24 protein-coding genes, 2 tRNA genes and 1 other RNA gene are annotated in these 23,362 nt (G+C 67.7%); 7 read left to right on the plus strand and 20 right to left on the minus strand.

Annotated features, from left to right (window positions below):
• Positions 1-20 precede the first annotated feature (20 nt).
• From hutI to hutH, 5 genes are read right to left on the minus strand one after another with little or no spacing between them, the layout of a single operon-like run.
• Positions 21-1,184, minus strand: a complete 1,164-nt coding sequence (gene hutI / locus ACZ7KI_RS02090) for an imidazolonepropionase (RefSeq protein ID WP_470271403.1) — start codon at positions 1,182-1,184, stop codon at positions 21-23.
• Complete coding sequence (locus tag ACZ7KI_RS02095) at positions 1,172-2,467, minus strand: formimidoylglutamate deiminase (RefSeq protein WP_470271404.1); 1,296 nt, start codon at positions 2,465-2,467, stop codon at positions 1,172-1,174. Before ACZ7KI_RS02095 ends, hutI begins: the two co-directional genes overlap by 13 nt.
• Complete coding sequence (locus ACZ7KI_RS02100; RefSeq protein WP_470271405.1) at positions 2,464-3,660, minus strand: allantoate amidohydrolase; 1,197 nt, start codon at positions 3,658-3,660, stop codon at positions 2,464-2,466. The genes ACZ7KI_RS02095 and ACZ7KI_RS02100 overlap by 4 nt, the downstream gene beginning before the upstream one ends.
• Positions 3,657-5,309, minus strand: coding sequence for a urocanate hydratase (hutU, locus tag ACZ7KI_RS02105; protein ID WP_470271406.1), 1,653 nt, complete (start codon positions 5,307-5,309; stop codon positions 3,657-3,659). The genes ACZ7KI_RS02100 and hutU overlap by 4 nt, the downstream gene beginning before the upstream one ends.
• Before the next feature lie 4 nt (positions 5,310-5,313).
• Positions 5,314-6,840, minus strand: coding sequence for a histidine ammonia-lyase (gene hutH / locus ACZ7KI_RS02110; RefSeq protein ID WP_470271407.1), 1,527 nt, complete (start codon positions 6,838-6,840; stop codon positions 5,314-5,316).
• A gap of 177 nt (positions 6,841-7,017) precedes the next feature.
• Here hutH and ACZ7KI_RS02115 point away from each other — a divergent pair, with 177 nt between their 5' ends.
• Positions 7,018-7,803, plus strand: coding sequence for an IclR family transcriptional regulator (locus tag ACZ7KI_RS02115; RefSeq protein ID WP_470271408.1), 786 nt, complete (start codon positions 7,018-7,020; stop codon positions 7,801-7,803).
• Here ACZ7KI_RS02115 and ACZ7KI_RS02120 read toward each other — a convergent pair.
• From ACZ7KI_RS02120 to ssrA, 6 genes are all read right to left on the minus strand, one after another.
• The gene (locus tag ACZ7KI_RS02120) at positions 7,791-8,006 is read right to left on the minus strand and encodes a hypothetical protein (protein WP_276367184.1); all 216 of its coding nucleotides are present in this window, start codon (positions 8,004-8,006) and stop codon (positions 7,791-7,793) included. The two genes, ACZ7KI_RS02115 and ACZ7KI_RS02120, sit on opposite strands and share 13 nt — an antisense overlap.
• A gap of 135 nt (positions 8,007-8,141) precedes the next feature.
• Complete coding sequence (locus tag ACZ7KI_RS02125) at positions 8,142-8,879, minus strand: alpha/beta fold hydrolase (RefSeq protein ID WP_470271409.1); 738 nt, start codon at positions 8,877-8,879, stop codon at positions 8,142-8,144.
• Positions 8,880-8,986: 107 nt separating this feature from the next.
• Positions 8,987-9,145, minus strand: coding sequence for a hypothetical protein (locus ACZ7KI_RS02130; RefSeq protein WP_470271410.1), 159 nt, complete (start codon positions 9,143-9,145; stop codon positions 8,987-8,989).
• Between the two features lie 259 nt (positions 9,146-9,404).
• The gene (locus ACZ7KI_RS02135; RefSeq protein ID WP_470271411.1) at positions 9,405-9,536 is read right to left on the minus strand and encodes a hypothetical protein; all 132 of its coding nucleotides are present in this window, start codon (positions 9,534-9,536) and stop codon (positions 9,405-9,407) included.
• Between the two features lie 31 nt (positions 9,537-9,567).
• Positions 9,568-10,491, minus strand: coding sequence for a type IV toxin-antitoxin system AbiEi family antitoxin (locus ACZ7KI_RS02140; protein WP_470271412.1), 924 nt, complete (start codon positions 10,489-10,491; stop codon positions 9,568-9,570).
• Between the two features lie 245 nt (positions 10,492-10,736).
• Positions 10,737-11,109: a transfer-messenger RNA gene (gene ssrA, locus ACZ7KI_RS02145) on the minus strand.
• A gap of 152 nt (positions 11,110-11,261) precedes the next feature.
• Here ssrA and ACZ7KI_RS02150 point away from each other — a divergent pair.
• The 5 genes from ACZ7KI_RS02150 to ACZ7KI_RS02170 all read left to right on the plus strand — a co-directional run bounded on the left by ACZ7KI_RS02150 (position 11,262) and on the right by ACZ7KI_RS02170 (position 15,590).
• Entirely contained in the window at positions 11,262-11,957 is a 696-nt protein-coding gene (locus ACZ7KI_RS02150; protein WP_470271413.1) for a sensor domain-containing protein, read from the plus strand.
• Positions 11,954-13,093 carry a sensor histidine kinase gene (locus tag ACZ7KI_RS02155; protein WP_470271414.1) on the plus strand — a complete coding sequence of 380 codons (1,140 nt, stop codon included), beginning with the start codon at positions 11,954-11,956 and terminating at the stop codon, positions 13,091-13,093. Before ACZ7KI_RS02150 ends, ACZ7KI_RS02155 begins: the two co-directional genes overlap by 4 nt.
• A gap of 52 nt (positions 13,094-13,145) precedes the next feature.
• Complete coding sequence (locus tag ACZ7KI_RS02160) at positions 13,146-13,787, plus strand: response regulator transcription factor (protein ID WP_465503074.1); 642 nt, start codon at positions 13,146-13,148, stop codon at positions 13,785-13,787.
• A 132-nt stretch (positions 13,788-13,919) separates the two neighbouring features.
• Entirely contained in the window at positions 13,920-14,171 is a 252-nt protein-coding gene (locus ACZ7KI_RS02165) for a hypothetical protein (protein ID WP_470271415.1), read from the plus strand.
• Between the two features lie 93 nt (positions 14,172-14,264).
• Positions 14,265-15,590 (plus strand): acyltransferase family protein, encoded by a 1,326-nt coding sequence (locus ACZ7KI_RS02170; protein ID WP_470271416.1) that lies wholly within the window; start codon positions 14,265-14,267, stop codon positions 15,588-15,590.
• Here ACZ7KI_RS02170 and ACZ7KI_RS02175 read toward each other — a convergent pair.
• The 8 genes from ACZ7KI_RS02175 to ACZ7KI_RS02210 form a co-directional block, all read right to left on the minus strand.
• On the minus strand, positions 15,580-16,476 hold the full coding sequence (locus tag ACZ7KI_RS02175) for an amidohydrolase family protein (protein WP_470271417.1): 897 nt from the start codon (positions 16,474-16,476) through the stop codon (positions 15,580-15,582). The genes ACZ7KI_RS02170 and ACZ7KI_RS02175 overlap by 11 nt on opposite strands.
• The gene (smpB, locus tag ACZ7KI_RS02180) at positions 16,473-16,955 is read right to left on the minus strand and encodes an SsrA-binding protein SmpB (protein WP_034322147.1); all 483 of its coding nucleotides are present in this window, start codon (positions 16,953-16,955) and stop codon (positions 16,473-16,475) included. Before smpB ends, ACZ7KI_RS02175 begins: the two co-directional genes overlap by 4 nt.
• Positions 16,956-17,007: 52 nt before the next feature.
• A complete protein-coding gene (gene ftsX / locus ACZ7KI_RS02185; protein WP_465503078.1) occupies positions 17,008-17,901 on the minus strand; it encodes a permease-like cell division protein FtsX in 894 nt (297 codons plus the stop codon).
• A 51-nt stretch (positions 17,902-17,952) separates the two neighbouring features.
• A complete protein-coding gene (gene ftsE, locus ACZ7KI_RS02190; RefSeq protein WP_005168409.1) occupies positions 17,953-18,642 on the minus strand; it encodes a cell division ATP-binding protein FtsE in 690 nt (229 codons plus the stop codon).
• A gap of 135 nt (positions 18,643-18,777) precedes the next feature.
• Positions 18,778-19,881 (minus strand): peptide chain release factor 2, encoded by a 1,104-nt coding sequence (prfB, locus tag ACZ7KI_RS02195; RefSeq protein WP_470271418.1) that lies wholly within the window; start codon positions 19,879-19,881, stop codon positions 18,778-18,780.
• Between the two features lie 66 nt (positions 19,882-19,947).
• Complete coding sequence (locus ACZ7KI_RS02200) at positions 19,948-20,448, minus strand: PadR family transcriptional regulator (RefSeq protein WP_465460814.1); 501 nt, start codon at positions 20,446-20,448, stop codon at positions 19,948-19,950.
• 279 nt (positions 20,449-20,727) lie between these two features.
• Positions 20,728-20,801, minus strand: a tRNA-Met gene (locus tag ACZ7KI_RS02205).
• Positions 20,802-20,884: 83 nt separating this feature from the next.
• Positions 20,885-21,478 carry a TetR/AcrR family transcriptional regulator C-terminal domain-containing protein gene (locus ACZ7KI_RS02210; protein WP_470271419.1) on the minus strand — a complete coding sequence of 198 codons (594 nt, stop codon included), beginning with the start codon at positions 21,476-21,478 and terminating at the stop codon, positions 20,885-20,887.
• A gap of 93 nt (positions 21,479-21,571) precedes the next feature.
• Between ACZ7KI_RS02210 and ACZ7KI_RS02215 the strand changes: the two genes are divergently transcribed.
• A complete protein-coding gene (locus tag ACZ7KI_RS02215) occupies positions 21,572-23,023 on the plus strand; it encodes an FAD-dependent monooxygenase (RefSeq protein ID WP_470271420.1) in 1,452 nt (483 codons plus the stop codon).
• 205 nt (positions 23,024-23,228) lie between these two features.
• Here the strand turns inward: ACZ7KI_RS02215 and ACZ7KI_RS02220 are convergent.
• A tRNA-Met gene (locus tag ACZ7KI_RS02220) sits at positions 23,229-23,302 on the minus strand.
• Positions 23,303-23,362: the final 60 nt, after the last annotated feature.

A 23,362-nucleotide genomic window follows, 5' to 3' on the forward strand; every position in this document is an offset into this window, starting at 1 on the left:
GGAGCAAGGGACCTTTGCTATCACTTTGCAGCGAAACCGCTGGTCAGCAGCCTTCCGCGCCGCCACACGCCGGCCGTCAGCGGCACCCCCGGCCGGTACGCGAGGTGCGTGACCGAAGGCGCTTCAAGCACCTGAAGGTCCGCCCGCGCGCCGGGCCGGATCACCCCGACGTCGTCCCTTCGCAGAGCCCGAGCGCCGCCAGCCGTCGCCGACCAGACGGCCTCCTCGATCGTCATCCGCATCTGCAGCACCGCGGTCGCCACGCAGAACGCCATCGACGTCGTGTACGAGCTGCCCGGGTTCGCGTTGCTCGCCAGCGCGACCGTCGCCCCGGCGTCCAGTAGCCGCCGCGCCGGAGCCAACGGCTGCCGGGTCGAAAGGTCGCATGCCGGCAGCAGGGTCGCGACGGTGTCCGAAGCGGCGAGAGCCTCGACGTCCGCTTCGCTCAGGTACGTGCAGTGGTCGACGCTCGCCGCCCCCAGCTCGACGGCGAGCCGCACGCCCGGCCCCTCGCCCAGCTGGTTCCCGTGCACGCGCAGCCCGAGGCCGCGTTCCCGCGCCGCCTTCAGCACCCGCCCGGACTGCGCGTCGTCGAACGCGCCGGTCTCGCAGAACACGTCCGCCCACCGCACGAGCGGCGCCACGGCGTCGAGCATGTCGCCGCAGACCAAGTCCACATAGGACTCCGCGTCGGCACCCGGTGGCACCAGATGCGCGCCGAGAAAGGTGACCTCGTCGGCCACGTCGGCGGCGATCCGCGCGGAGCGGACCTCGTCTTCGACGTTCAGTCCGTATCCGGTCTTCGTCTCCAGGCACGTCGTGCCCTGCTTCGCCGCTTCGTCGACGTGACGCCGCAGGTTCGCCGCCAGCTGCTCGTCGGAAGCCGACCGCGTCGCCTCGACGGTGACCGCGATACCCCCGGCGCTGTACGCCTTACCGGCCATCCGCGCCTCGAACTCGGCCGTCCGGTCCCCGGCGAAGACGAGGTGCGTGTGGCTGTCCACCCAGCCGGGCAGCACCGCGCGTCCCTCGACGTCGATCCGCTCATCGGCGTCGGGCGCGTCCGCCGCCGAACCGGCCCAAGCGATCGTTTCGCCCTCGACGACGATGGCGGCGTCGCGGAGTTTGCCCAGCTCGGCGTCGTTCGTGGTGAGCTCGCCGATACCCGTGATCAGGACTGCCACAATGCCTCGATCTCCTTGGCCAAGACCGTTTCCGGCCGGTCGATCAGCTGGTGTGCGCCATCGCGGACGATCTCACGCCCGGCGACCACGACGTTCCGCACGTCCGCCCCGGACGCGGCGAAGACCACCCCGGACGGCTCGATTCCCGCGGTCCGCACCGAATCGAGGCCGACCGTGACGAAGTCCGCGCCCGCCCCCGCGGCCAGCTCGCCGACCTCGTGCCAGCCGATCGCGCCGTGATCCGTCGCCGCCGCGAGCAGCTCCTCCGCGGTGAACCGGCCGCGCTGCTCGCTGGCCAGCCGTTCGTTCAGTTCCAGCGCCCGGGTCTCCTCGAACGCGTCGACGACCGCGTTGCTGTCACTCCCGACGCACAGCCGCACCCCCGCGTCCAGCAGCGTCCGCGCGGGACCGATGCCGTCACCGAGATCCCGTTCGGTCGTCGGGCAGAAACAGGCCCGGCTCCGCGCCTCGCCCAGCCACTTGACGTCCTCCGTGGTCAGCTGCGTCGCGTGCACCGCGGTGAGCCGTTCGCTGAGCACACCGTGGTCGTGAAGCAGGCCTGTCGGCGTCCGGCCATAGGCCGCCAGGCATTGCTCGTTCTCGGCCCGCTGCTCGGAAAGATGGATGTGCAGCGGCCCGGACCCACTATCCACTTCGGACAGTTGAGCTTCGGGAACGGCGCGTACCGAATGGATCGCGCCGCCGACCCGGAACGTCTCCCGCTCCCGCAATTCGCCGACTCGTCGCGCCCACTTCGCGGCGGACCCGTCGGAGAACCGTCGCTGCACCTCGTCGGGTTCCACGCCGATGCCGCCCGCGAGATAACAGGTGTCGAGCAGCGTGAGCCGGATCCCCGCGTCGGCGGCGGCCTGCCGCAGTGCCTCCCCCATCGCGTTCGGCTCGGCATAAGGCTTTCCGCCCGGCGCGTGGTGCAGGTAGTGGAACTCGCCGACACTCGTGTACCCGGCCAGCACCATCTCGGCGTAGACACCGCGCGCCAGCCGGTAGTACGAGTCCGGATCGAGCCTGGACGCGAGCGAGTACATCCGCTCACGCCAGGTCCAGAACGTCCCGCGGTCGTGGTGCGTCCGGCCCCGCAGTGCACGGTGGAACGCGTGCGAGTGCCCGTTCGCGAACCCCGGCAGCGTCAGTCCATTGAGGACCATCCCGGCGCGGGGCGCGTTCGCCGCCACGGACGTGATCGTCCCGGCGTCGACCTCGATCCGGACGGCTTCGGTGATCCCGTCCGGCAACCAGGCCCGTTCACACCAATATGTCGTCATGTCGACAGTTTCTCCAGGACGTCCGCGAGCGCGCGGGCACCGTGGTCGACATCCTCCGCCTCCGAGAACTCCTCCGGAGAATGGCTGATCCCGGTGGGATTGCGCACGTAGAGCATGCCGGACGGGACGAACCCGGCGAGGATCGCCGCGTCGTGCCCGGCGCCGGTCGGCAGCTCCGGCGGTCCGCCGAGCCAAGTACCCAGGTCACGGCGCAGCGCGTCGTCGAAGACCACGTCGCCCGAGTACGACTCCCTGGTGACCTCGACCCGGCAGCCCTCTTGGCCCGCCGCCTGCTCGGCCAGCTTCGCGATCTCCGCGACCAATTCGGGCGTGCCGGCACCCGGCACCCGCGCGTCCAGCCACAAGTCCACAGTGGACGCGATGACATTGGTCCCGCCGGGAATCGGCACCAGCCTGCCGACCGTGGCCCTGGCGTCGGCCGTCGCCTTCGCCAGTTTCCGCACGGCGAGCACGGTCTCGGCCGCCGGGATCATCGGGTCGCGACGATCACCGATCAGCGTCGCACCTGCGTGGTTTCCCTGGCCCTGGAAGGAGAAGCGCCACCGGCCGTGCGCGATCACCGTATTGCCGACGGCGACCGGCGAGCCGAGGTCGATCAGCCCGCGCCCCTGCTCGACGTGCAGTTCGAGGAACCGCCCGATCAGGCCGAGGCGTTCGGAGTCCCGGCCGACCCGCTCGGGGTCGAGACCGGATTTCGCCGCCGCTTCGGCGAACGTGACGCCGTCGGGATCGCGCAGACCGCGTGCCTTGTCCGCGTCGATGGTCCCGGTCAGCAGCCGCGAACCGAGGCACGGCACGCCGAACCGGCCGCCCTCCTCCTCGGCGAAGACCACGACGGCGAACGACTTGGCGGGGCGAAATCCTCTGGCTTGCAAGGTCTCCACCGCGTCGAGCGCGCTCGCGACCCCGAGCGGGCCGTCAAAGGCGCCGCCACCGGGCACCGAGTCGAGGTGGCTGCCGGTGACGACGGCGTCCGGGCCGGGCGTGCCCCACCAGGCCCAGACGTTGCCGTTGCGGTCGGTCTCGACGCCCAGTCCCAGTCGTCCCGCGCGCTCGACGAACCACGCGCGCAGCTCCGTTTCGGCCGCGTCGAAGGCGTGGCGGGAATAGCCGCCACGCTTCGGGTCGCGGCCGACGTCCGCGATCTCCGCCAGCAGCGAGGACGCGGTCACTCGGCGTCCCGCATCGGCACGCGGACCCCGCGCTCGTCGGCGACGTCGGCCGCGCGGTCGTAGCCCGCGTCGACGTGGCGGATGACGCCCATACCCGGGTCGTTGGTGAGCACGCGCTCGAGTTTCTGCGCGGCCAGCAGGGTTCCGTCGGCCACGCTGACCTGACCGGCGTGGATGGAGCGGCCCATGCCGACACCGCCGCCGTGGTGGATCGACACCCAGCTGGCGCCCGACGAGGTGTTGACCAGCGCGTTCAACAGCGGCCAGTCGGCGATCGCGTCGGACCCGTCGGCCATGCCTTCGGTCTCGCGGTACGGCGAGGCGACGCTGCCCGAGTCGAGATGGTCGCGCCCGATGACGACCGGTGCCTTCAACTCGCCGCTGGCGACCATCTCGTTGAACCGCAGACCCGCGAGATGCCGCTCGCCGTAGCCGAGCCAGCAGATCCGCGCCGGAAGCCCCTGGAAGGCGACGCGTTCGCCTGCCAGCTTGATCCAGCGGGCGAGGGATTCGTTCTCCGGGAACAGTTCCAGCATCGCGCGGTCGGTCGCCGCGATGTCCTCCGGGTCACCGGACAGCGCCGCCCAGCGGAACGGGCCGTTGCCCTCGCAGAACAGCGGCCGGATGTAGGCGGGCACGAACCCCGGGAAGTCGAACGCGCGCTCGCAGCCGCCGAGTTTCGCCTCTCCGCGCAGGGAGTTGCCGTAGTCGAAGACCTCGGCGCCCTTGTCGAGGAAGCCGAGCATCGCCTCGACGTGCTCCGCCATGGACTCGCGGGCACGTTCGGTGAACTCGTCGGGCTTCTTGTCCGCGTAGTCCTGCCACTCGTCGACGCCGACGCCCTTGGGCAGGTAGGAAAGCGGATCGTGCGCGGAGGTCTGGTCGGTGACGATGTCGACCTCGACACCACGGCGCAGCAGTTCGGGCAGCACCTCGGCGGCGTTGCCGACCACGCCGACGGACAGCGCGCGCTTCTCCTTCTTCGCGGCTTCCACGCGGCGGATCGCGTCGTCGAGATCGTCGGCGACCTCATCGAGGTAGCGGGTCTCGACCCGGCGGTGGGCGCGCTGCGGGTCGCATTCGATGACGAGCGCGACCCCGTCGTTCATCGTGACGGCCAGCGGCTGCGCGCCACCCATGCCGCCGAGGCCGGCGGTGACGGTGAGCGTGCCCTTGAGGCTGCCGCCGAACCGCTTCTTCGCGACAGCGGCGAAGGTCTCGTAGGTACCCTGCAGGATTCCCTGCGTGCCGATGTAGATCCAGGACCCCGCGGTCATCTGGCCGTACATGGTCAGGCCCTGCGCCTCGAGGCGGCGGAACTCCGGCCAGGTCGCCCAGTCACCGACGAGGTTGGAGTTCGCGATGAGCACGCGCGGCGCCCATTCGTGTGTGCGGAACACGCCGACCGGCTTGCCCGACTGGACGAGCAGGGTCTCGTCACGCTCCAAAGTGGTCAGTTCGCGGGTGATCGCGTCGAAACTGGCCCAGTTGCGGGCGGCCTTGCCGGTGCCGCCGTAGACGACCAGGTCGTCGGGGCGCTCGGCGACCTCGGGATCGAGGTTGTTGTGGAACATCCGCAGCGCGGCTTCGGTCTGCCAGTTCTTCGCGGTGAGTGTGGTGCCTCGGGCGGCACGGACCGTGCGTGACATGTGCTCAGACCTCCAGTCGGGCCGCGGCGAGGACGGCGCCCGACGCGACGAGTTCTTCGGCGGCGGCGATCTCCGGCGCCAGATGACGGTCGGGGCCGGGGCCCTCGACCTTGGTACGGACCAGATCCCGGACGCGGCCGGTGACCGGCGACGGGACGAGGGGCGCGCGCATGTCGAGTGCCCGCGCGGCGGTGAGCAGTTCGATGGCGAGGACGGTGTTGAGCCCCTCGACGGCCTTGCGCAGCTTGCGCGCGGCGGACCAGCCCATCGAGACGTGGTCCTCCTGCATGGCGCTGCTCGGGATCGAATCGACCGACGCCGGCACCGCGAGCCGCTTGAGTTCGCTGACCACGGCGGCCTGCGTGTACTGGGCGATCATGTGGCCGGAATCGACGCCGGGGTCGAACGCGACGAACGGCGGCAGGCCGTGCGAACGGGCCTTGTCGAGCATGCGGTCGGTGCGGCGCTCCGCGATGCTCGCGACGTCCGCGAGCGGGATGGCGAGGAAGTCGAGCACGTACGCGACCGGCGCGCCGTGGAAGTTGCCGTTCGACTCGACCCGGCCGTCGGACAACACGACCGGGTTGTCGACCGCGGAATGCAGCTCACGCTCGGCGACGAGTTCGGCGTGCGTGAGACTGTCGCGTGCGCCTCCGTGCACCTGGGGCGCGCAACGGAGGGAGTAGGCGTCCTGGACGCGGTTACAGTCCGGGCCGCGGTGGCTCTCGACGATCTTGGAGTCCTGAAGCGCGGTCCACATGCGCTGGGCGCTCAGCGCCTGCCCTGGGTGCGGGCGCAGGGCCTGGAGGTCGGCGGCGAAGGCGCGATCGGTGCCGAGGAGCGCTTCGACGCTCATCGCCGCGGTGATGTCGGCGGTGTCGAGGAGCTTGTGCAGGTCGGCCGCGGCCAACAGGAGCATGCCGAGCATGCCGTCGGTCCCGTTCGTGAGGGCGAGGCCCTCCTTCTCCGCGAGGACGATGGGCTCGATCCCAGCGTGCTTCAGCGCTTCGCCAGCCGGGACGACTTCGCCCCTGTACGCGACTTCACCCTCTCCCATCAGCGCGAGCGCGACGGCGGCCAGGGGTGCGAGATCGCCGGAACAGCCGAGGGAGCCGTACTCGTGCACGAGCGGGGTGATTCCGGCGTTGAGCAGGGCCGCAAGCGCTTGCGCCGTTTGCGGGCGAACGCCGGTGTAGCCGCTGGTGAGGGTGCGGAGACGCAACAGCATCAGCGCGCGCACGACCTCGGTCTCGACGACCGGGCCCGCGCCTGCCGCGTGGGAGCGGATCAGCGACCGCTGGAGCGCGGTGCGCCTCTCGAGCGGGATGTGCCTGGTGGCGAGCGCCCCGAAGCCGGTCGACACGCCGTACGTCGGCGTCTCGGCGTGGGCGAGGTTGTCGATGTGCTGACGCGTCGCGGCGAGGTTCTTCTCGACCGCTTCGCTGACCGCGACGGGCGAGTGGTCACGGGCGACCGCGACGACCTGTTCGGGCCGAAGCGGTTCGGTCCCCAGAAGTACGGTTTCCGGCATAGCCCCATTGGACAACGCCATGCCCGCTGGTGGGCGGCCCCAACCGGTGGTTGTGTCTGATATCCAAGACACAGCGGAAGAGAGCAAGGGACCTTTGCTATCGCTTACTTAGGCATGCTCAGCAAGCGATAGCAAAGGTCCCTTGCTCTCCCGGAGTCGAACGAAGAGGAGGTCGAGATGGGTGAGAGCAGCGAAGTACCAGCTCTGCGACGCGGCCTGGGCATCCTTCGCGCCCTCGCCGCGCGTCCGGGTCCGGTGTCCGCGGCCGCGATCGCGCGCGAACTGGGTCTTCCGCGCTCGACGACGTATCACCTGCTCGCCGAACTGGAGTCCGCCGGTTTCGTGGCGCACCTGCCCACCGAGCGCCGATACGGCCTCGGCATCGCCGCGTTCGAACTCGGCTCGGCCTACCTGCGGCACGACCCGCTGGAGCGGCTCGCCGTCCCGTTGCTGCGCAAACTCGCCGACCGCGTCGGCCACACCGCGCATCTCGGCGTGCTGCACGGCAACGAGTCGCTCTACCTGGTCAAGGAGCGGCCCACACGCCCGGAAACGCTGGTCACCGAGGTCGGCGTCCGGCTACCGGGCCAGCTCACGGCGTCGGGCAGGGCGATCCTGCGGCATCTGCCGTCGCCGCATGTGCGCGCGCTTTTCCCGGCCGCGTCCGCGTTCGTCCTGCGTACCGGCCGCGGCCCGCGCACCCTCGCCGAACTGCGCCGCACGCTGAACGCGGAGGGCAGGCTCGGCTGGGCGGTCGAAGACGGCCACGTCACCGAGGGATTCGCCTCGGTCGCCTGCCCGGTCTTCGACCACGGCGGCCGTCCGATGGCCGCGATCAGCGTGACCCTGCGCCACCTTTGCCCAGGGGCGGAAGGATGCGAAGGAACCTGGCCTGACCTCGCTGAGGAAGTCCGCTTGACCGCGGCCGAATTGACCACCCGGATCGGGGGTCAGGCGCGCTGAGCGTGCCTTTTCTGGACTCCCTCGAGGCCGAGCATCGCCAGCAGTTCGGCGCAGTCGAGTGCGTCCGAAGAGTGCCCGGCAACGGTCCTTGCGGCCCTGCCGTTCTGCACGGTGAGGCGGATTTCTTCCTCAGCCCGCACACCTGCCATGCGGCTCTGGTCTTCTGCGGGATCGGGACGACTGGAATGCCTGGCCCAGGTCATCTGACACCTTCTTCCGGCCCTCCGGCGACACGGGGTCGGTTCGAAAGAGGGCCATGGTCGAACACACAGCATGACATCCCGCCCCGCAGCTGTTCCCGGCGCGGGTGAATTGAGATGAAAATGACCTTGGTTTTACTACTCTCCGTGATCCAAAAATGTCTCAAGCCGGGCGTTGAACGGCTCCCCTGTATCGGGCACCAAATGCCCCATCCCCGCCACGACGTGGCGGTGCGCACCGGTTCTGTTCGCGATCTCGTCGGCGATGATTTCGTACTCCCGCCGATGATCACCGGTGAGCACGAGCATCGGGAAATCCGCTGATGCCAACACATCGAGCGGCAATTCCGCGTCTCCCGGCGGTCGCATCCCGATCAGGGCGCGGGCCCCGCGTCGCAGCGTCTCCGGCACCGGATCCGGGATCGGCAGTGGCACACCCGCGAGCGGGAAGAACGCCTCGAAGACCTCGCGAGAGTCTTCCAACGGCCCGTCGAGGAACCTCCGCAGCTCCGCGTCCCACGCGTCGACGACCTCGTTCCCGCGAACCACCCCGGTCGCCGGCGGCTCGACCACGGTGAGCGACCGGACCATCTCCGGCCGTAGGACGGCCGCCCCCATCGCGACGATCGCGCCATAGGACAAGCCGACCAGATGTGCCGGTTCGTGGAGCAGCTGCTCCGCGATCAGCCCGGCGTCGACCTCGAAGTCCTGCACGCCGTCCGGCGACCTCCCGTGACCGAGACGGTCCGGCGCGAGGAGCGTCCACCGCTGGGTCAACGGCCGCTGCGCCCGCCACGCCTCCCGTCCGCCGAGCAGGACGCCATGAACGAGCACGACGCGCGGTCCCGATCCCCATTGATGTACATGAAGCCGCATACCCATGAGGCTAGGACGTTCTCGCGCGTTGAGTGTGCCCGATCGGGCACACTCCGCGGACTCCACAGCACGGCATGAGTGACAAGCAGTGCGCCGAGTCCGTCGTACTAAGGGTGCGTTTCCTTGATGCCGTCGGCCAGCGCGCCGACAAGGTCCGACCCACGAGCGAGTCGAACATCGTTGGCCAACCGGGCAAGCACATCGTCGTCACCGACGATGTCGAGCAGTACCGCCACACCTTCGGAATCCAGCAGACCGCCCAGCACGGCCCCGATGAGTACCAGCCGATCATCGTCCCGAGGTCGATGGCGTCGCGTGTGGTCTTGGCACGCCGATCCCACCAGGTCAAGAGCTTGAGGAGCGCCAACGCCGGTACGGCGGGAACCTTCACGACGAGCCCGCCGGGCAGGAGGACCGACTCGGCCGATGCCACGGCTTCACTCAGCCCGCGGACGTTCATACGATGGTCCCGCCGTGCCGTCGCAGTCTGCCCACGAAACGTTCGAAGTCGTCCCAGGTGCCCCATCACCGCTGCGATGTCGATGTCTTGGGTGGCCCGTCCGGCGGGCCACCGACCAGCCCGATCGAAAGGATCGTGCGCGCGGTCGCCCCGACCACGAGGTATTCGACTGCCACGGCACGGGCGACGGCGTCCACCCGAGCCAGCACTCTCGCGGCGAGAAGAAGATCAGGTTCGGTCGATGCGCTTAAGTCGATCATCACCGCTCCGAATCCGGTCCCCGTGCTCGCGTTGGCGAGGCTCCCCCGAGGCCAGCAGATCAGCGTAAATCAGAGTGGACGGCACGATCCACGGCTCCGGTCCGGGCGCCTGCCAAAACCGGGTCCGGACGTGTACGTTGCCGTCGTTTTCCGCCCGGACCAGGCGATGCCGGCCGATGAGCTGTACCGGCAGCCCGGTCGCGTAGAGAGTGAGCGAGGCGGGCCGCAGACGCGGATCGATGAGACTCGCCCCTGCTTCCCCACCCACTTGGACTCCCGAGGAAAGCAAGTCGGCTTCCGCGCCGCGCCACCACGCAAGGTCGGCCGCGGTGAACTCACCGAGCGCCAGCGCGGCGTCCAGGGTGATCGAGTATGCCTCCGACCACCGGTCGAGCAGCTCCGCTCCCCGGGCGAGCCGTCGCTCTTTTGCCCGTTCGTACAGGTAGCCGGCGCCGGTGAGTTCTTCGATGACGGTCTTGACCGTGCCGAGGGACACGCCGCTCATCGCGGCCAACCGGCGGTACGGAAGGTCAGCCGTCTCCGGCCAGCTGAGCAGGACGAACAGAACCTGGAGGCCGGCCCGGCCGAAGGCACCCGCGCCGCGCGGCGAGACTCGTCCGGCGGGCATGGCGGGCTTGCGACGGCCACGGATGTCGATCAGGACGTCATCCCAGGCGAGGTGGGCGTTGCCCGCGGTGTCCGCGTAGTCGATCCCCCGGGCACGCAGCCGCTCGGCGATCGGTTCGCTGAGGTACGTGGTGAACAGCAGCGGCCGAGGGGTCGACGGGAAATGGACCGCCGTGGCCAGCTCCGCGGTCATCCGTTGCTTGAGCTCGACACCGTACGTCCGGGTCGCACCGGATCCTGTGGTGAGCTTTACGAGGGCATCCAATCGATGCCCCTGCGGGTCCCCAGGATCTCGTACTTCTGTGCCGAGTACGTCGACATGGAGGCCCAGTTCCTGAAGCCGAGAGCGCACTTCCGCAGGCCAACCAGCCGCGTTCAGTGATCCCTCATGTTCATTCAAATTGAACATGCCGATATTTTGAACGCACGTACCCCTTCAGCGCAACTCGCCGCCACCACCCGACATGACGAAGCGGCCCCACCCCGAGAGGCAGGACCGCTTCAGTCGTCCAGTGGAGGTGCCGGGAATTGAACCCGGGTCCTCTGGCGTATCACCAGGGCTTCTCCGTGCGCAGTCCGCTATGTCTCTACTTGGCCCCTTCAGTCACGCGAACAAGCTGAAGTGACGAGCCCAGCCACTGTTTGTTTCCCAACCACACCCCGTAGCCGAGTGTGGCGGTAAGCCTCCTAGCTGATGCCGGTGACCGGGTCGGAGGCGACCCCGGACCGACAGAGTTGCTCTACTGCTTAGGCAGCAAGAGCGAACTCGCGCTGGCTCTTAGGCTCGGCGCTTATTGGTTTGCGATGACGCTTACGGTGGTCTCTCGCCTGCACCGGCACGCTTCTCCTGATTCAACGTCCAAAGTCGAAACCGTTCACCCCCTTGTAGGGACCTGTCCATCATAACGCGGACGGCAACAGGGTTATTTCCGGCGGTGGGGCTAGCCCCACCTGCGAGATGCCCGCGCACACCATGTCGTCCGGCCCCTCCGGAGGGCGATGCTCGTCCCATCGACTTCGGAAGGGAGCACGACCATGAGTTCGCTAGCGGCCGAGCGGGAGCCGAGCAGGTCCGATCCGTCGTTCGGCGGCTCGCTGGCCTACCTGCTGATGAACCTGCCGATGGGCGTGCTGGCCTTCGCGCTGCTGATGTCGTTCTTCTGGCTCGGCATCGGCACGGTGATCATCTGGATCGGCGTCCCCATTCTCGCGCTGGTGATCCTGTCGGTCCGCGGTGCGGCCCGGATGGAACGCGCCAGGGTGTACGCGCTGCTCGACCGCTACATCGACCTGCCGTACCTCCCGTTGCCCGACGCGAGCCAGTCCTCGCGGTGGAAGGCGCGGCTGAAGGACGGCTCGACGTGGCGCGACCTCGGCTACTTCTTCCTGCTCTTCCCGATCGGCGTCATCGAGTTCGTGCTGGTCACGGTTTTCTGGGCGACCAGTCTCGGGCTCGCGGGCCTGCCGATCTACTACCGCTTCCTCCCGGGTGGCGAGTACCGCTTCCCCAGCTGGGACCTGCCGTGGTTCACCGTCGACTCGACGGTCTCGGCGTTGCCTTGGGCGGCTCTCGGCGTGCTGTGCGTCGCGCTCTCGGTAGCGTTGACGAAAGCGCTGGCGGGAATGCATGCCCGGCTGGCGACGGCGCTGCTCGGGCCCACTTATGCCCAGCGCCGCCGTCTGGAGGATTCATGGGGCGAGGTTCCAACGATGGACGCGGTGCGCGGATGACGATCGAACAGCAGGTGAAGCACGTCGAGATTCCGCGGCCACGGCCGCTGAGATCGATCGTCTACATGTTCGTCAGCTTCCTGTTCCGGCTCCTCCAGTTCATTTTGATCATCGTCGGTCTCGCGGTCGGCATCGCGACCGCGGTGGTGTGGATCGGCTTCCCGATCCTCATGGCCACGACCAGCTTCATCCGCTGGTCCGGCGACCGCGAACGGGGCTGGGCGAGGAAGATGCTCGACACCCCGCTGGAGCCGATCGAGCGGCTTCCCGTCGAGGGACTCTCACTGGTCAAGCGGTGGCTGACCCGGCTGACCGACCCGACGACCTGGCGCGACTTCGCCTACTTGATGGTGGCGTTCCCGTTGGCCTGTGTGGAACTCCCGATCGCGATCGCGTCGATCGTGCTGCTGCCGATGGCGATCTGGGTGACCCCGTGGATCGCCTGGCTGCACGGCAATCTGGCGTTCTCGATGCTCGGCCCGAACCGCACTCAGCGGCTGGAGCAGAAGGCGGAGCACCTGCAGGCATCGCGGGCCCGCGGTGTCGATGCCGCCGAAGCCGAACGGCGCCGTATCGAACGCGACCTGCACGACGGCGCGCAGCAGCGCCTGGTCGCCGTCGCGATGAGCCTCGGCCGCGCGAAGTCGAAATTCGACCATGACCCCAACGCCGTGCGTGAACTGATCGACGAAGCACATCTCGACGCGAAGCTCGCGGTGTCGGAGCTGCGCGACCTCGCCAGGGGCATCTACCCGGCAGTGCTCGGCGACCGCGGCCTCGACGCCGCACTGTCCGCGCAGGCCGCGAAGTCGCCGATCCACGTCGACGTCAAGGTGGACGTCGAACCGCGGCCACCCGCGGCGGTCGAGACGACGGCGTACTTCATCGTCGGCGAGACACTGACGAACATCGCGAAACATTCGGGCGCGACCGAAGCGGGCGTGAAGGTGTGGCGCACCGATTCGATGGTGATCGTCGAAATCACCGACAACGGGCACGGCGGCGCCGAGGTCCGGCCCGGTGGCGGACTCGCCGGGCTCGCCGACCGGGCGGCCACGATCGACGGCGTGATCACCGTCGTCAGCCCGGTCGGTGGTCCCACCGTGATTCGTGCGGACCTGCCGTGTCAATGGTGACCAGCTCGTGAGTGAATAGGCCCTGCCGTTCACTCACGACGCTGGGGGCAGGATGCGGGTTGTCATCGCCGAAGACGCGGTTCTGTTGCGCGAGGGGGTGATCCGTCTGCTCGCCGACGAGAACATCGAGACCGTCGCGGCCGTGGACAACGGCGACGATCTGCTGGGCGCGGTCAAGGAACACCGGCCGGATCTCGCGATCGTCGACGTGCGGATGCCGCCCACTTTCACCGACGAGGGCCTGCGCGCGGCGCTGGGCGCCCGTGACGCCATCCCAGGGCTGCCCGTCCTGGTGCTTTCGCAGTACGTCGAAGAGAGTTACGCCGTCGAACTGCTCTCCGGTGGCGCAGGCGGCGTCGGCTACCTGCTCAAGGAACGCGTCGCGGACGTCGGGGATTTCCTTGACGCGGTGAAGCGGGTCGCCGGTGGCGGCACGGCCATCGACCCGGACGTCATCGCGCAGCTGATGGCACGAGGCCGCAAGAACCCCCTCGACGCCCTCACGGCCCGCGAGTCCGAGGTACTGGGGTTGATGGCGCAGGGCCTGTCGAACACCGCGATCGCGAACTCGCTCGTCGTCTCGCACGGTGCCGTCGAGAAGCACATCGGCAACATCTTCTCGAAGCTCGGCCTCGAAGCGAGTTCGGTGGAGCACCGCCGGGTCCGCGCGGTGCTCACTTACTTGGGACGCTGAACTGCGCAAAGAGAGCAAGGGACCTTTGCTATCGCCTCTCGACGACGCTGAAGTAGCTCTTGGTGGCGAAGCCGTCACTCACCTAACATTGGCAGACTGTTGGTGAGCGACGTGCCGAACCGAGGAGGACCCATGACCGAGAGTCCCTCCCAGAGCGTCCGTTTCTTCGGTGGTCCGCTCGACGGGCGTGTCCAGGAACTCGGCGACACCGAGCCGGTCGCGGGCACCGTCCTCAAGCACGTCCATCTGCACGACGGGCCGAAGATCGAGACCCGCTACGAACTCGGCCTCGCCGAGGACGAGTGCTGGGAGTTCCGCCTGTGCGCCGCCCCGATTCCGGAGCCCGCGCCACGGCCGGAGCCGGAACCCGACGGCGTGGGGTAGGGAAAACTCCACCTTCGAGGGGCGAAAACAGGAAGACGGATACGGCGGCCCGCACCGCTGTTTCCGAAGGCCTGAAACGCCAGGCTTCTTGGCATGCACACGAGCCAGAAGCCGGGCCGGGACCGGTTCCTCGACATCGTCCGAGCGGTCGCGATCCTCGCGGTCGTCGTTCAGCACTGGGGCATGCCGGTGCTTTCCTATTCCGACGGCCACCTCTCCACCGGCAACGCCCTCGCGACACCCGGCTGGTGGGTCCTAACCTGGGCTTCGCAAGTCATGCCTTTGGTCTTTTTCGCCGGGGGCGCGGCGAACCTGATCTCGTTCACCCGGGCGGAAAACTCCCGCTCCTGGCTCGCGGCCCGGCTCAAGCGGCTGATGCTCCCGGTCCTGCCGCTCGTGGCCGTCTGGCTCTTCGTCCCGGACATCCTGCGCGGCATGGGCATCCCGGAGCAGCCGCTGCAGGTCGCGGGCGCGATCGCCGCGCAACTGCTGTGGTTCCTGGCCGTCTACGTGCTCACCGTGCTGCTCACCCCGCTGATGGCCGCAGCACATCGCCGCTGGGGCCTCAAGGTTCCGTTCGCGATGCTCGCCGCCGCCGTCCTCGTCGACATCGCCCGCTTCAACGACCTCGGCCTGATCGGTTTCGCGAACGCGATCTTCGTCTGGGTCGCCGTGCATCAGCTCGGTTTCCACTACACGCAAGGCCGTCTCGGCTCGATCGGCCGCAACGCCGCGCTGGGCATGGCGGGCGCCGGCTTCGGCATCACCGCGCTGATGGTCGCCTTCGGCCCCTACCCGGCCAGCATGATCGGCATGCCGGGCGCGCCGGTGTCGAACATGAGCCCGCCGACCGTGCTGCTGGCCTTCCTCGCGATCGGCCAGATCGGTCTCCTGCTGGCCTTCAAGCCGCAGCTGAACGCGCTGGCCGCGCGTCCGAACCTCGATGCCGCCCTGAAGTGGATCGGCCCGCGCTTCATGAGCGTCTACCTGTGGCACATGCCCGCGCTGATCATCGTCTCCGGTGTCGCCGTCTACGGCCTGGGGTACTCGACTCCCGAACCTGGTTCGGTGTTGTGGCTGACGATGGTCCCGGCTTGGCTCGGCGCCTGCGGGCTGGTGCTCCTCGGTCTCCTACGACTCTTCGCGCGCTTCGAAATGCAGAGCTCCGGCCCCGCGTCGACCGCGCACACTCCTCAGCTCGTCTTGGCCGGGCTGGCGATCTCCGGTGGCCTGCTGGGACTGGCCGCGCATGGTTTCGCCCCGCTGAGCGACGGTCTCGCACAGGGGCCGGTGCCGTGGGTGGCGCTGGCGACGGGCGGTTTCTACCTGGCGGGCAAGCAGATCCCGGTCTCGGAGCTGGGAACGCGTCTGCTCGGCCGCGCTGTCTCGGTCAGCGAGCTGGCGCAGCTCAAACGCTGAGCAGCTTCGCGGGGGTGTCGTGCAGCACCGCCCGCAGGAACGGCTCACCCAGGCGATCGTCGGCGGCCCAGCCGGCGATCGCCTGCAGCTGCGTGGCGTAGGAGTACGGGATGTTGGGGAAATCGGTGCCGAGCACAACGCGATCGGGGAACTCCGCCAGCAGATCCGTCCAGTCCGGTGGAAGCGGGTTGCCGCGCAGGGTGAACTCCACCCCGACCATCGTGGTGTCGAGGTACACGCGCGGATACCTCCTGGCCAGCTCGAACGCGAAGTCGATCTCCGGCATGCCGGCGTGCGCCAGGACCAGCGTCAGATCCGGATGCCGCACCAGAATCTCTTCGAACAACCGTAGCCCGGTGTAGGCGCCCTTCAACGGACCGTGTCCACAGTGGACGACCACCGGGACGCCCGCGTCGGCCAGCGCGCCCCAGACGCCGTCCAGCAGTTCGTCACGAGGGTCGTAGGCGCCGACCTGGACGTGCGCCTTGAAACAGCGAGCGCCCGCGCGCAGTGCTCCGTCCACAACGGACACGGCCGAGGGCTCGGGATAGAACGTCCCCGTCGGCACGGCGTCCGGGACCCGCTCGGCGAACTCCAGCGCCCAGGACGTCAGCCATTCGGCCATCCCGGGTTTGTGGGGGTAGACCAGCGGCGCGAACTTGCGCACACCGAACGAACGCAGGGTTTCGACCCGCTCTTCTTCGGAAGTGCGGTAGTGCACCGGCCAGGCCATGCCGTAGTGCTCCTCGGCCTGGTCGAAGTAGGCCCACACCTTGTCCATGACCGGTTTCGGCAGGAAGTGCAGGTGGATGTCCACGAGGCCGTCGATGCCCAACGCCGAGATCCAGTCAGGGATCTCGGCGTCCGAGGCTGGCCCGTTGATCAATCGTTGTACCGGCCCTTCAGCGCCCGGCCCATGGCTCGGCTGATGGTGCGGTCCGCGTCCCGCTTGGCGATGTCCTGACGCTTGTCGTAGGACTTCTTGCCCTTCGCCAGCGCGATCTCGACCTTGACCTTGCCGTCCTTGAAGTACATCGACAGCGGGACCAGCGAAAGGCCGCTCTCCTTGGTCTTGCCGATGAGCTTCTCGATCTCCTGGCGGTGCAGCAGCAGTTTCCGGGTGCGCCGCGGCGTGTGGTTCGTCCAGGTGCCCTGCACGTACTCCGGGATGTGCACGTTGCGCAGCCAGACCTCGCCGTCGTCCACCGTGGCGAACGCGTCGGCCAGTGATGCCCGTCCCTCACGCAGGCTCTTCACCTCGGTACCGACGAGCACGAGACCGGCTTCGTAGGTGTCGAGGATGGAGTAATCGTGGCGAGCCTTGCGGTTCGACACGATCACCTTGTGTCCACGTTCCTTGGGCATGATGGCGACTCTACGTGAGTTTCTGTGTTCGAGCAGGTGGTTATCGGACGGGTCAGTGGCGCACGTACAGGCGCAGCGTCACATAGCCGGTGATCGCCGAGATGATCACCGAGACGGCGAGCAGGATCGGCGCGACCGGGAACAGCAATTCGAGCATGCTGATCGCCGGGAACACGTCCCCGGTCAGTACGAGGTCGAGCAGGAAGACCTTGGTGAGAATCAGGAAGACGATCCCGATGAGGGCACCGACAAGGCCGGCGACCACCGCCTCCAAGAGGAACGGCAGCTGTGTGTACCAGCGGGTGGCGCCGACCAGGCGCATGATGCCGACCTCGGTGCGCCGGGTGAACGCCGACACCTGGATCGTGTTGGCGATCAGCAGCAGCGCGGCCAGGGCCATGATCACCGCGGCGCCGAAGGCGAGGTTCCGGACGGCGTTGAGCGCGTTGAACACGCGGTCCAGCGCCTTCTGCTGGTCGTCGACCTTGCTGACGCCAGGTTTGCCGGTGTACTCCTGGATGATCGCCTGGCTGCGCTCGGGATTCTTCAGCTTGACGTGCAGCGACGCGGGCAGCGCGTCCGGGCCGGTGAGCGCGAGCAGTTCCGGCTGGCTCTCGAACATCTTCTTGAACCGCTCGAAGGCCTGCGCGCGGTTCTCGTACACGACGGACTCGACACCCTCGTTGCCCTGCAGCTCCTGGCGCAGCGACTGGCAGGCCGACTGCGAGCAGTTCGGGTCACCGGCGCTGATGTCGTTGACCAGATAGACCGAAACCTCGACGTCGGAGAGGAAGTTGGCCTTCATCTTGTCGATCGTGCCGACGGCCAGCAGGCCGATGCCGAGCATGGCGAGGGAGACCGCGGTGGTGAGGACCATCGCGATGGTCATCGTGACGTTCCGGCGCAAGCCGGTGACTACCTCGCTGAAGACGAAACTGGCGCGCATCGGGGTTGATGTCCCTTGGAAGTCGTGGGTAACGGAGGAGGGCGGGGCCGGTCAGCGGCCGATGCCGTAGACGCCTCGGGCGTCGTCACGGATGACCTTGCCGAGCTGGAGTTCGACGACCCTCCGCCGCATCGAGTCCACGATCGAATGGTCGTGGGTGGCCATCAGCACCGTCGTGCCGGTGCGGTTGATGCGCTCCAGCAGCAACATGATGTCCTGGCTGGTGTCGGGGTCCAGGTTCCCGGTCGGCTCGTCGGCGAGCAGCACGAGCGGGCGGTTCACGAACGCGCGGGCGATCGCGACGCGCTGCTGCTCACCACCGGAAAGTTCGTTGGGCAGGCGGTCGGCCTTGCCGTCGAGGCCGACGAGTTCGAGCACCTCGGGCACGACCTTGCGGATCGTCGGGCGCGGCTTGCCGATCACTTCGAGCGCGAAGGCGACGTTTTCGGCGACGGTCTTGTTCGACAGCAGGCGGAAGTCCTGGAAGACGCAGCCGATGGTCTGCCGCAGCCGCGGCACCCGGCGACGGGCGAGCTTGGCGACGTCGAAGTTGGAGACCATCACGCGACCCTTGCTCGGCACCTCTTCGCGCAGCAGGAGGCGCAGGAAGGTCGACTTCCCGGATCCCGAGGGACCGATCAGGAAGACGAACTCACCTTTGTCGATCTCGACCGACACCCTTTCGAGGGCGGGACGGGTCGAGGTCTTGTAGACCTTGGAAACCTCTTCGAGCCGGATCACGGTTCGGCATACTACCCATGCCGCCCGTTAAGCCCGGGTAGCCCGGTCCCGGCGGCCAAGCGAGCAAGGGACCTTTGCTGTCACTCTCTTCCGGAAAGTGATAGCAAAGGTCCCTTGCTCTCTCACGCAGGGTTGTTACGCGGCTCCGGACTGCTTGCGCCAGCGGATGCCCGCCTCCAGGAAACCGTCGATCTCACCGTCGAGAACGGACGACGGGTTGCCGACCTCGAACTCGGTCCGCAGGTCCTTGACCATCTGGTACGGGTGCAGCACGTAGGAGCGCATCTGGTTGCCCCAGCTGGAGCCGCCGTCCTTGAGCGCGTCCATCTCGGCGCGCTCCTCCTCCTTCTTCCGCAGCAGCAGCCGCGCCTGGAGGACCTTCATCGCCGCCGCCTTGTTCTGCAGCTGCGACTTCTCGTTCTGGCACGACACGACCACGCCGGTCGGGATGTGCGTGATGCGCACCGCCGAGTCGGTCGTGTTGACGCTCTGGCCACCAGGGCCGGACGAGCGGTACACGTCGACGCGGATGTCCTTCTCGGGGATGTCGACGTGGTCGACCTCCTCGACCTCGGGCATCACCTCGACGTGCGCGAAGGAGGTCTGGCGACGGCTCTGGTTGTCGAACGGCGAGATGCGCACCAGCCGGTGCGTGCCCTGCTCGACCGAGAGCGTGCCGTAGACGTAAGGAGCGGTCACCTTGAAGGTGGCGGACTTGATGCCCGCCTCTTCGGCGTAGGAGATGTCGTAGACGTCCGTCGGATAGTTGTGCCGCTCCGCCCAGCGCAGGTACATCCGCAGGAGCATCTCGGCCCAGTCGGCCGCGTCGACGCCGCCCGCTTCGGACCGGATGGTGACCACCGCGTTCCGCTGGTCGTACTCACCCGACAGCAGCGTGCGGACCTCGAGCCCGTCGATGTCCTTGGTGAGCGCCGTGAGTTCGGTCTCGGATTCGGACATGCTGGCGGAGTCGCCCTCGGCCTCGGCCAGTTCATACAGGACGCCCAGGTCGTCGAGCCGCTGTCGCAGCTCGGAGATGCGTCGCAGCTCACTCTGCCGGTGGGACAACTGGCTGGTGACCTTCTGCGCCGCTTCGGGGTCGTCCCAGAGGTTCGGACTGGAGGCCTGCTCCTCCAGCTCAGCCACCTGGGCACGCAGCGCATCCAGGTCCATCACCGACTCGATCTGCGTCAGCTTGCCGGTCAGGTCCTTCAGTGCCGCATCGAACTCATCACTCACGTCGGCCAAGGTTACGGCAAAACCCACGACCGGTTGCGGGGAACCGGTCGTGGGCACCTGTCCGGGTCAGGACTGGGGGATGGAATCCAGCAGTTTCAGTGCCGCTTTGGCCTGCGCCTGCGCGAACTCGGCGACCGCCTTGGCGTACGGGCCGTCGGCGGCCTTGGTGGCGGCCTTCGCCTCGTCGAGCTGCTGCGTGTAGCTGGCGCGCGCCGACTCGAGCAGGGCTGAGCGCTGCTTCACCGTCAGCGAACCGGCGTGCACGAGACGCAGGATCAGCGGGCTGCGGAGGTGGTCAGGACCGGCTTCTGAGGACAGCCACGTCTTGAACGCCTTCTTGCCCGCCGCGGTGATGACGTACTGCTGGCTCGACCGGGGGCCCTGCTTGCCGAGGCGGACGAGGCCCTCCTTCGACAAGGCGGGAAGCTCCCGGTACACCTGGCTGCGGGTCACGCTGAAGAAGGCGCCGAAACGCTCACCCGCCCCCGCGACCAGTTGCCCGCCCGTGGCGGGACCGTCGTGGAGAAGACCGAGCAGTGCGGCGGCTGTTGCATTCAATTCGGACACGTCCTCTACGGTCCCACTTTTCGGAACCTGTGTCCACTGTGGTCAGCACATCTGTCCATTGTGGCTAGTGATATGCGCTCATTCGGCCCAACGCACTACGCCTGTCCACAAAGGACCGGACACGCTGCGCAACCGGGCTTCGCCACGGACAGCGGCACGCGTCCCCCGCCCCGCCCAACGACAGTGAGTGATCGACCCGGACGGCACACGCGCCACGGAACCGGAAATAGAAGAAGCGCGTGCCTGCGATTTCCGCAGACACGCGCCTCGTTTTCTCTGTAGCGGGGACAGGATTTGAACCTGCGACCTCTGGGTTATGAGCCCAGCGAGCTACCGAGCTGCTCCACCCCGCGTCGTTGTGTTAATAGATTACATGGGGCCGAAACCGGGTTTCAGGGGGGTACCCTTAACGTCGCGAAAAGCCGTTGACCAGCCTTTATGACGCGACTTTGTCATCCAGCCAAGCGAAGACGCCGTTGAGCACCATGGTCAGCCCATCGCCGAACCTGGCCTCCACGTCGTCATCGAAGACCCATGCCGTGGGCGTGAGGTCGTAACGCGGGTCCCGTTCGCCCGGAACCGGATAGACGGCCTGCTCCTCGATGGTGAAGCCCACGACGTAGCTGTAGACGGTGAACAACGCTCGTCCGGCCAGGTACGGTTCCAGCCCCGCGTCGACCCGCCATTGCAGCGGGTTATCGGTGAGCAGGGTCTGATCGGTCAAAAACGTCCCCGAGAAGACCTTCGCGCCGTCACGGTAAGCGAGCATCATCCGGCGCATCTGCTGTGACGCCAGCTCAAGCGACTCCCGCTCCCCCATACCTTCCGGAGTACGGCCCGGCATGGCATCCGCGTACATCCGCGTCGCCATCTCGTCGAGCAGCTCCTGCTTGTTCTTCACATGCCAGTAGAGCGCCGGCGCCTTGACCCCGAGTTCCTGCGCGATCAGCCGGAGCGTGAGCCCGTTGAGGCCGACGTCATTGAGCAGCCGAAGCCCAGCGCGGACGATGTCCTGCCTGGTCAAACCCACTTTTGCGCTCTCTTCCCGTACTACCGCCTTGACAATTTAACGATGTTAAGGGCACGCTGGGCTCAGGTCAATTTAACGATGTTAAGGAGTGGTATGGACAACCTGAGGACCGACGTGATCGTGGTCGGGGCGGGGCCAACGGGGCTGATGCTCGCGAACGAACTGGCGCTCGCCGGCGTCGATGTGGTGGTGCTGGAACGCGCCCCCGAGCGCACAGGCCTGTCGAAAGCGCTGAACCTGCAGCCGCGCACCTCGGAAATGCTGGAGCTACGCGGACTTCTGGACGGCGCCGAGGAGCGTTCGTTCACGACGGTGCGAGACGGGCATTTCGCGATGATCCCGGTCGTCTACGACGGTTGGGACACCAGATTCCCCTTCCAGCTGGGGATTCCGCAGGCGAAGGTCGAAGAGTTCTTGGAAGAACGGCTTGCCACAAAAGGAACAAAGGTACTGCGCGGCAGCGAAGTACTCACTTTCGTACAGGACAAGGACTCTGTGTCTGTCCGGTACCGAACAGACAGCGGCGAAGCACAGCTGTATGCGAAGTTCCTCGTCGGCTGCGACGGCGCACGAAGCGTTGTGCGCAAAGGACTCGACATGGACTTTCCCGGCGTGGACGGCGAAGGTTTCGGCGTGGTCGCGGACGTCTTGTTCGACAAAGCGCCTGACGCCGCGCAAAAGCAATGGCGAACGATGCGGAACATCGGCGAGCCGACCGGCGCAACCACGTTCAAAGGCCTGATTCCGTTGGGAGAACCGGGCCTCTACCGCTTCGTGTACGGCGACAGGGCCTCTCGGCCTGCGAACATGCGGTCCGCCGTCTCCCACGACGAGGTCCGGATGGCGCTGCTCGACTCGTACGGCGAGGCGGCGACGGTGTCGGAAATCCGGTGGGCATCACGGTTTTCCGATGCCGCGCGGCAGGCTGCGCACTACCGGGACGGGCGGGTGCTGCTGGCGGGCGACGCCGCGCACATTCACTTCCCGGCCGGCGGGCAGGGGTTGAATCTGGGCGTACAAGACGCCATGAACCTGGGCTGGAAGCTGGCCGCGACCGTGCATGGCTGGGCCGATGACGACCTCCTCGACACCTACGAGTCCGAACGGCACCCTGTGGGCGCACAGGTGCTGCACAACGTCGCGGCCCAACTGGGGCTGACTCCGCGGTCTCACGAGTCACGCGCGCTTCGCGCCCTTTTCGGCGATCTGGCCGCGCTTCCCGAGGTGAACCGGTATCTGTCGGGGATGGTCTCCGGTCTCGGGATCCGCTACACGACCTACGGGACCTCGCATCCCGCGCTCGGCTCGCGGCTGAACGACCAGGACGTCCTCACCGAAACCGGCCCGCTCCGGCCGAGCACTCTGTTCCGGACGGGCGACTTCGTGCTCCTGACGACCACAGCCGCCCACATCGACGCCGCCCGCTCCCGGACCCCGCGCCTGACGACCCAGCTGGTCACCGACCTGCCGTGGCCGTCGACCGAAGCCGTCCTGTACCGCCCCGATGGCTACGCCTGCTGGGTCGCCACCACCCCCACGCGATAGCAAAGGTCCCCCGCTCCCCCGGCCACCCGCGATACCAAAGGTCCCTCGCTCCCCCCGCAGCTCAGGCACCTGCGCAACCAACTCACTTCGGGGGGTCCAGGGGGGCGAAGCCCTCCCTGGCGGGGGCCCGGGGGTTCGACCCCAGGGGTGAAATGCGAAAGAGGCGTGGTCTGCGATTTCCGCAGACACACGCCTCCAACCTCTGTAGCGGGGACAGGATTTGAACCTGCGACCTCTGGGTTATGAGCCCAGCGAGCTACCGAGCTGCTCCACCCCGCGTCGTGACACCTACCTTACGCCTGCGTTTCCAGCAGGCGCAAAGCAGGTGCCCTTTTGGTA

The sequence above is a fragment of the Amycolatopsis sp. NPDC039088 genome, from assembly GCF_055598845.1.

Bases quoted from the DNA above. Each gene is read 5' to 3' on its own strand.
- ACZ7KI_RS02095 (WP_470271404.1), bottom strand. From the start codon at position 2,467: ATGACGACATATTGGTGTGAACGGGCCTGGTTGCCGGACGGGATCACC.
- hutU (WP_470271406.1), bottom strand. From the start codon at position 5,309: ATGTCACGCACGGTCCGTGCCGCCCGAGGCACCACACTCACCGCGAAG.
- hutH (WP_470271407.1), bottom strand. From the start codon at position 6,840: ATGCCGGAAACCGTACTTCTGGGGACCGAACCGCTTCGGCCCGAACAG.
- ACZ7KI_RS02115 (WP_470271408.1), top strand. From the start codon at position 7,018: ATGGGTGAGAGCAGCGAAGTACCAGCTCTGCGACGCGGCCTGGGCATC.
- ACZ7KI_RS02120 (WP_276367184.1), bottom strand. From the start codon at position 8,006: ATGACCTGGGCCAGGCATTCCAGTCGTCCCGATCCCGCAGAAGACCAG.
- ACZ7KI_RS02125 (WP_470271409.1), bottom strand. From the start codon at position 8,879: ATGCGGCTTCATGTACATCAATGGGGATCGGGACCGCGCGTCGTGCTC.
- ACZ7KI_RS02150 (WP_470271413.1), top strand. From the start codon at position 11,262: ATGAGTTCGCTAGCGGCCGAGCGGGAGCCGAGCAGGTCCGATCCGTCG.
- ACZ7KI_RS02155 (WP_470271414.1), top strand. From the start codon at position 11,954: ATGACGATCGAACAGCAGGTGAAGCACGTCGAGATTCCGCGGCCACGG.
- ACZ7KI_RS02160 (WP_465503074.1), top strand. From the start codon at position 13,146: ATGCGGGTTGTCATCGCCGAAGACGCGGTTCTGTTGCGCGAGGGGGTG.
- ACZ7KI_RS02165 (WP_470271415.1), top strand. From the start codon at position 13,920: ATGACCGAGAGTCCCTCCCAGAGCGTCCGTTTCTTCGGTGGTCCGCTC.
- ACZ7KI_RS02170 (WP_470271416.1), top strand. From the start codon at position 14,265: ATGCACACGAGCCAGAAGCCGGGCCGGGACCGGTTCCTCGACATCGTC.
- smpB (WP_034322147.1), bottom strand. From the start codon at position 16,955: ATGCCCAAGGAACGTGGACACAAGGTGATCGTGTCGAACCGCAAGGCT.
- ftsX (WP_465503078.1), bottom strand. From the start codon at position 17,901: ATGCGCGCCAGTTTCGTCTTCAGCGAGGTAGTCACCGGCTTGCGCCGG.
- ACZ7KI_RS02215 (WP_470271420.1), top strand. From the start codon at position 21,572: ATGGACAACCTGAGGACCGACGTGATCGTGGTCGGGGCGGGGCCAACG.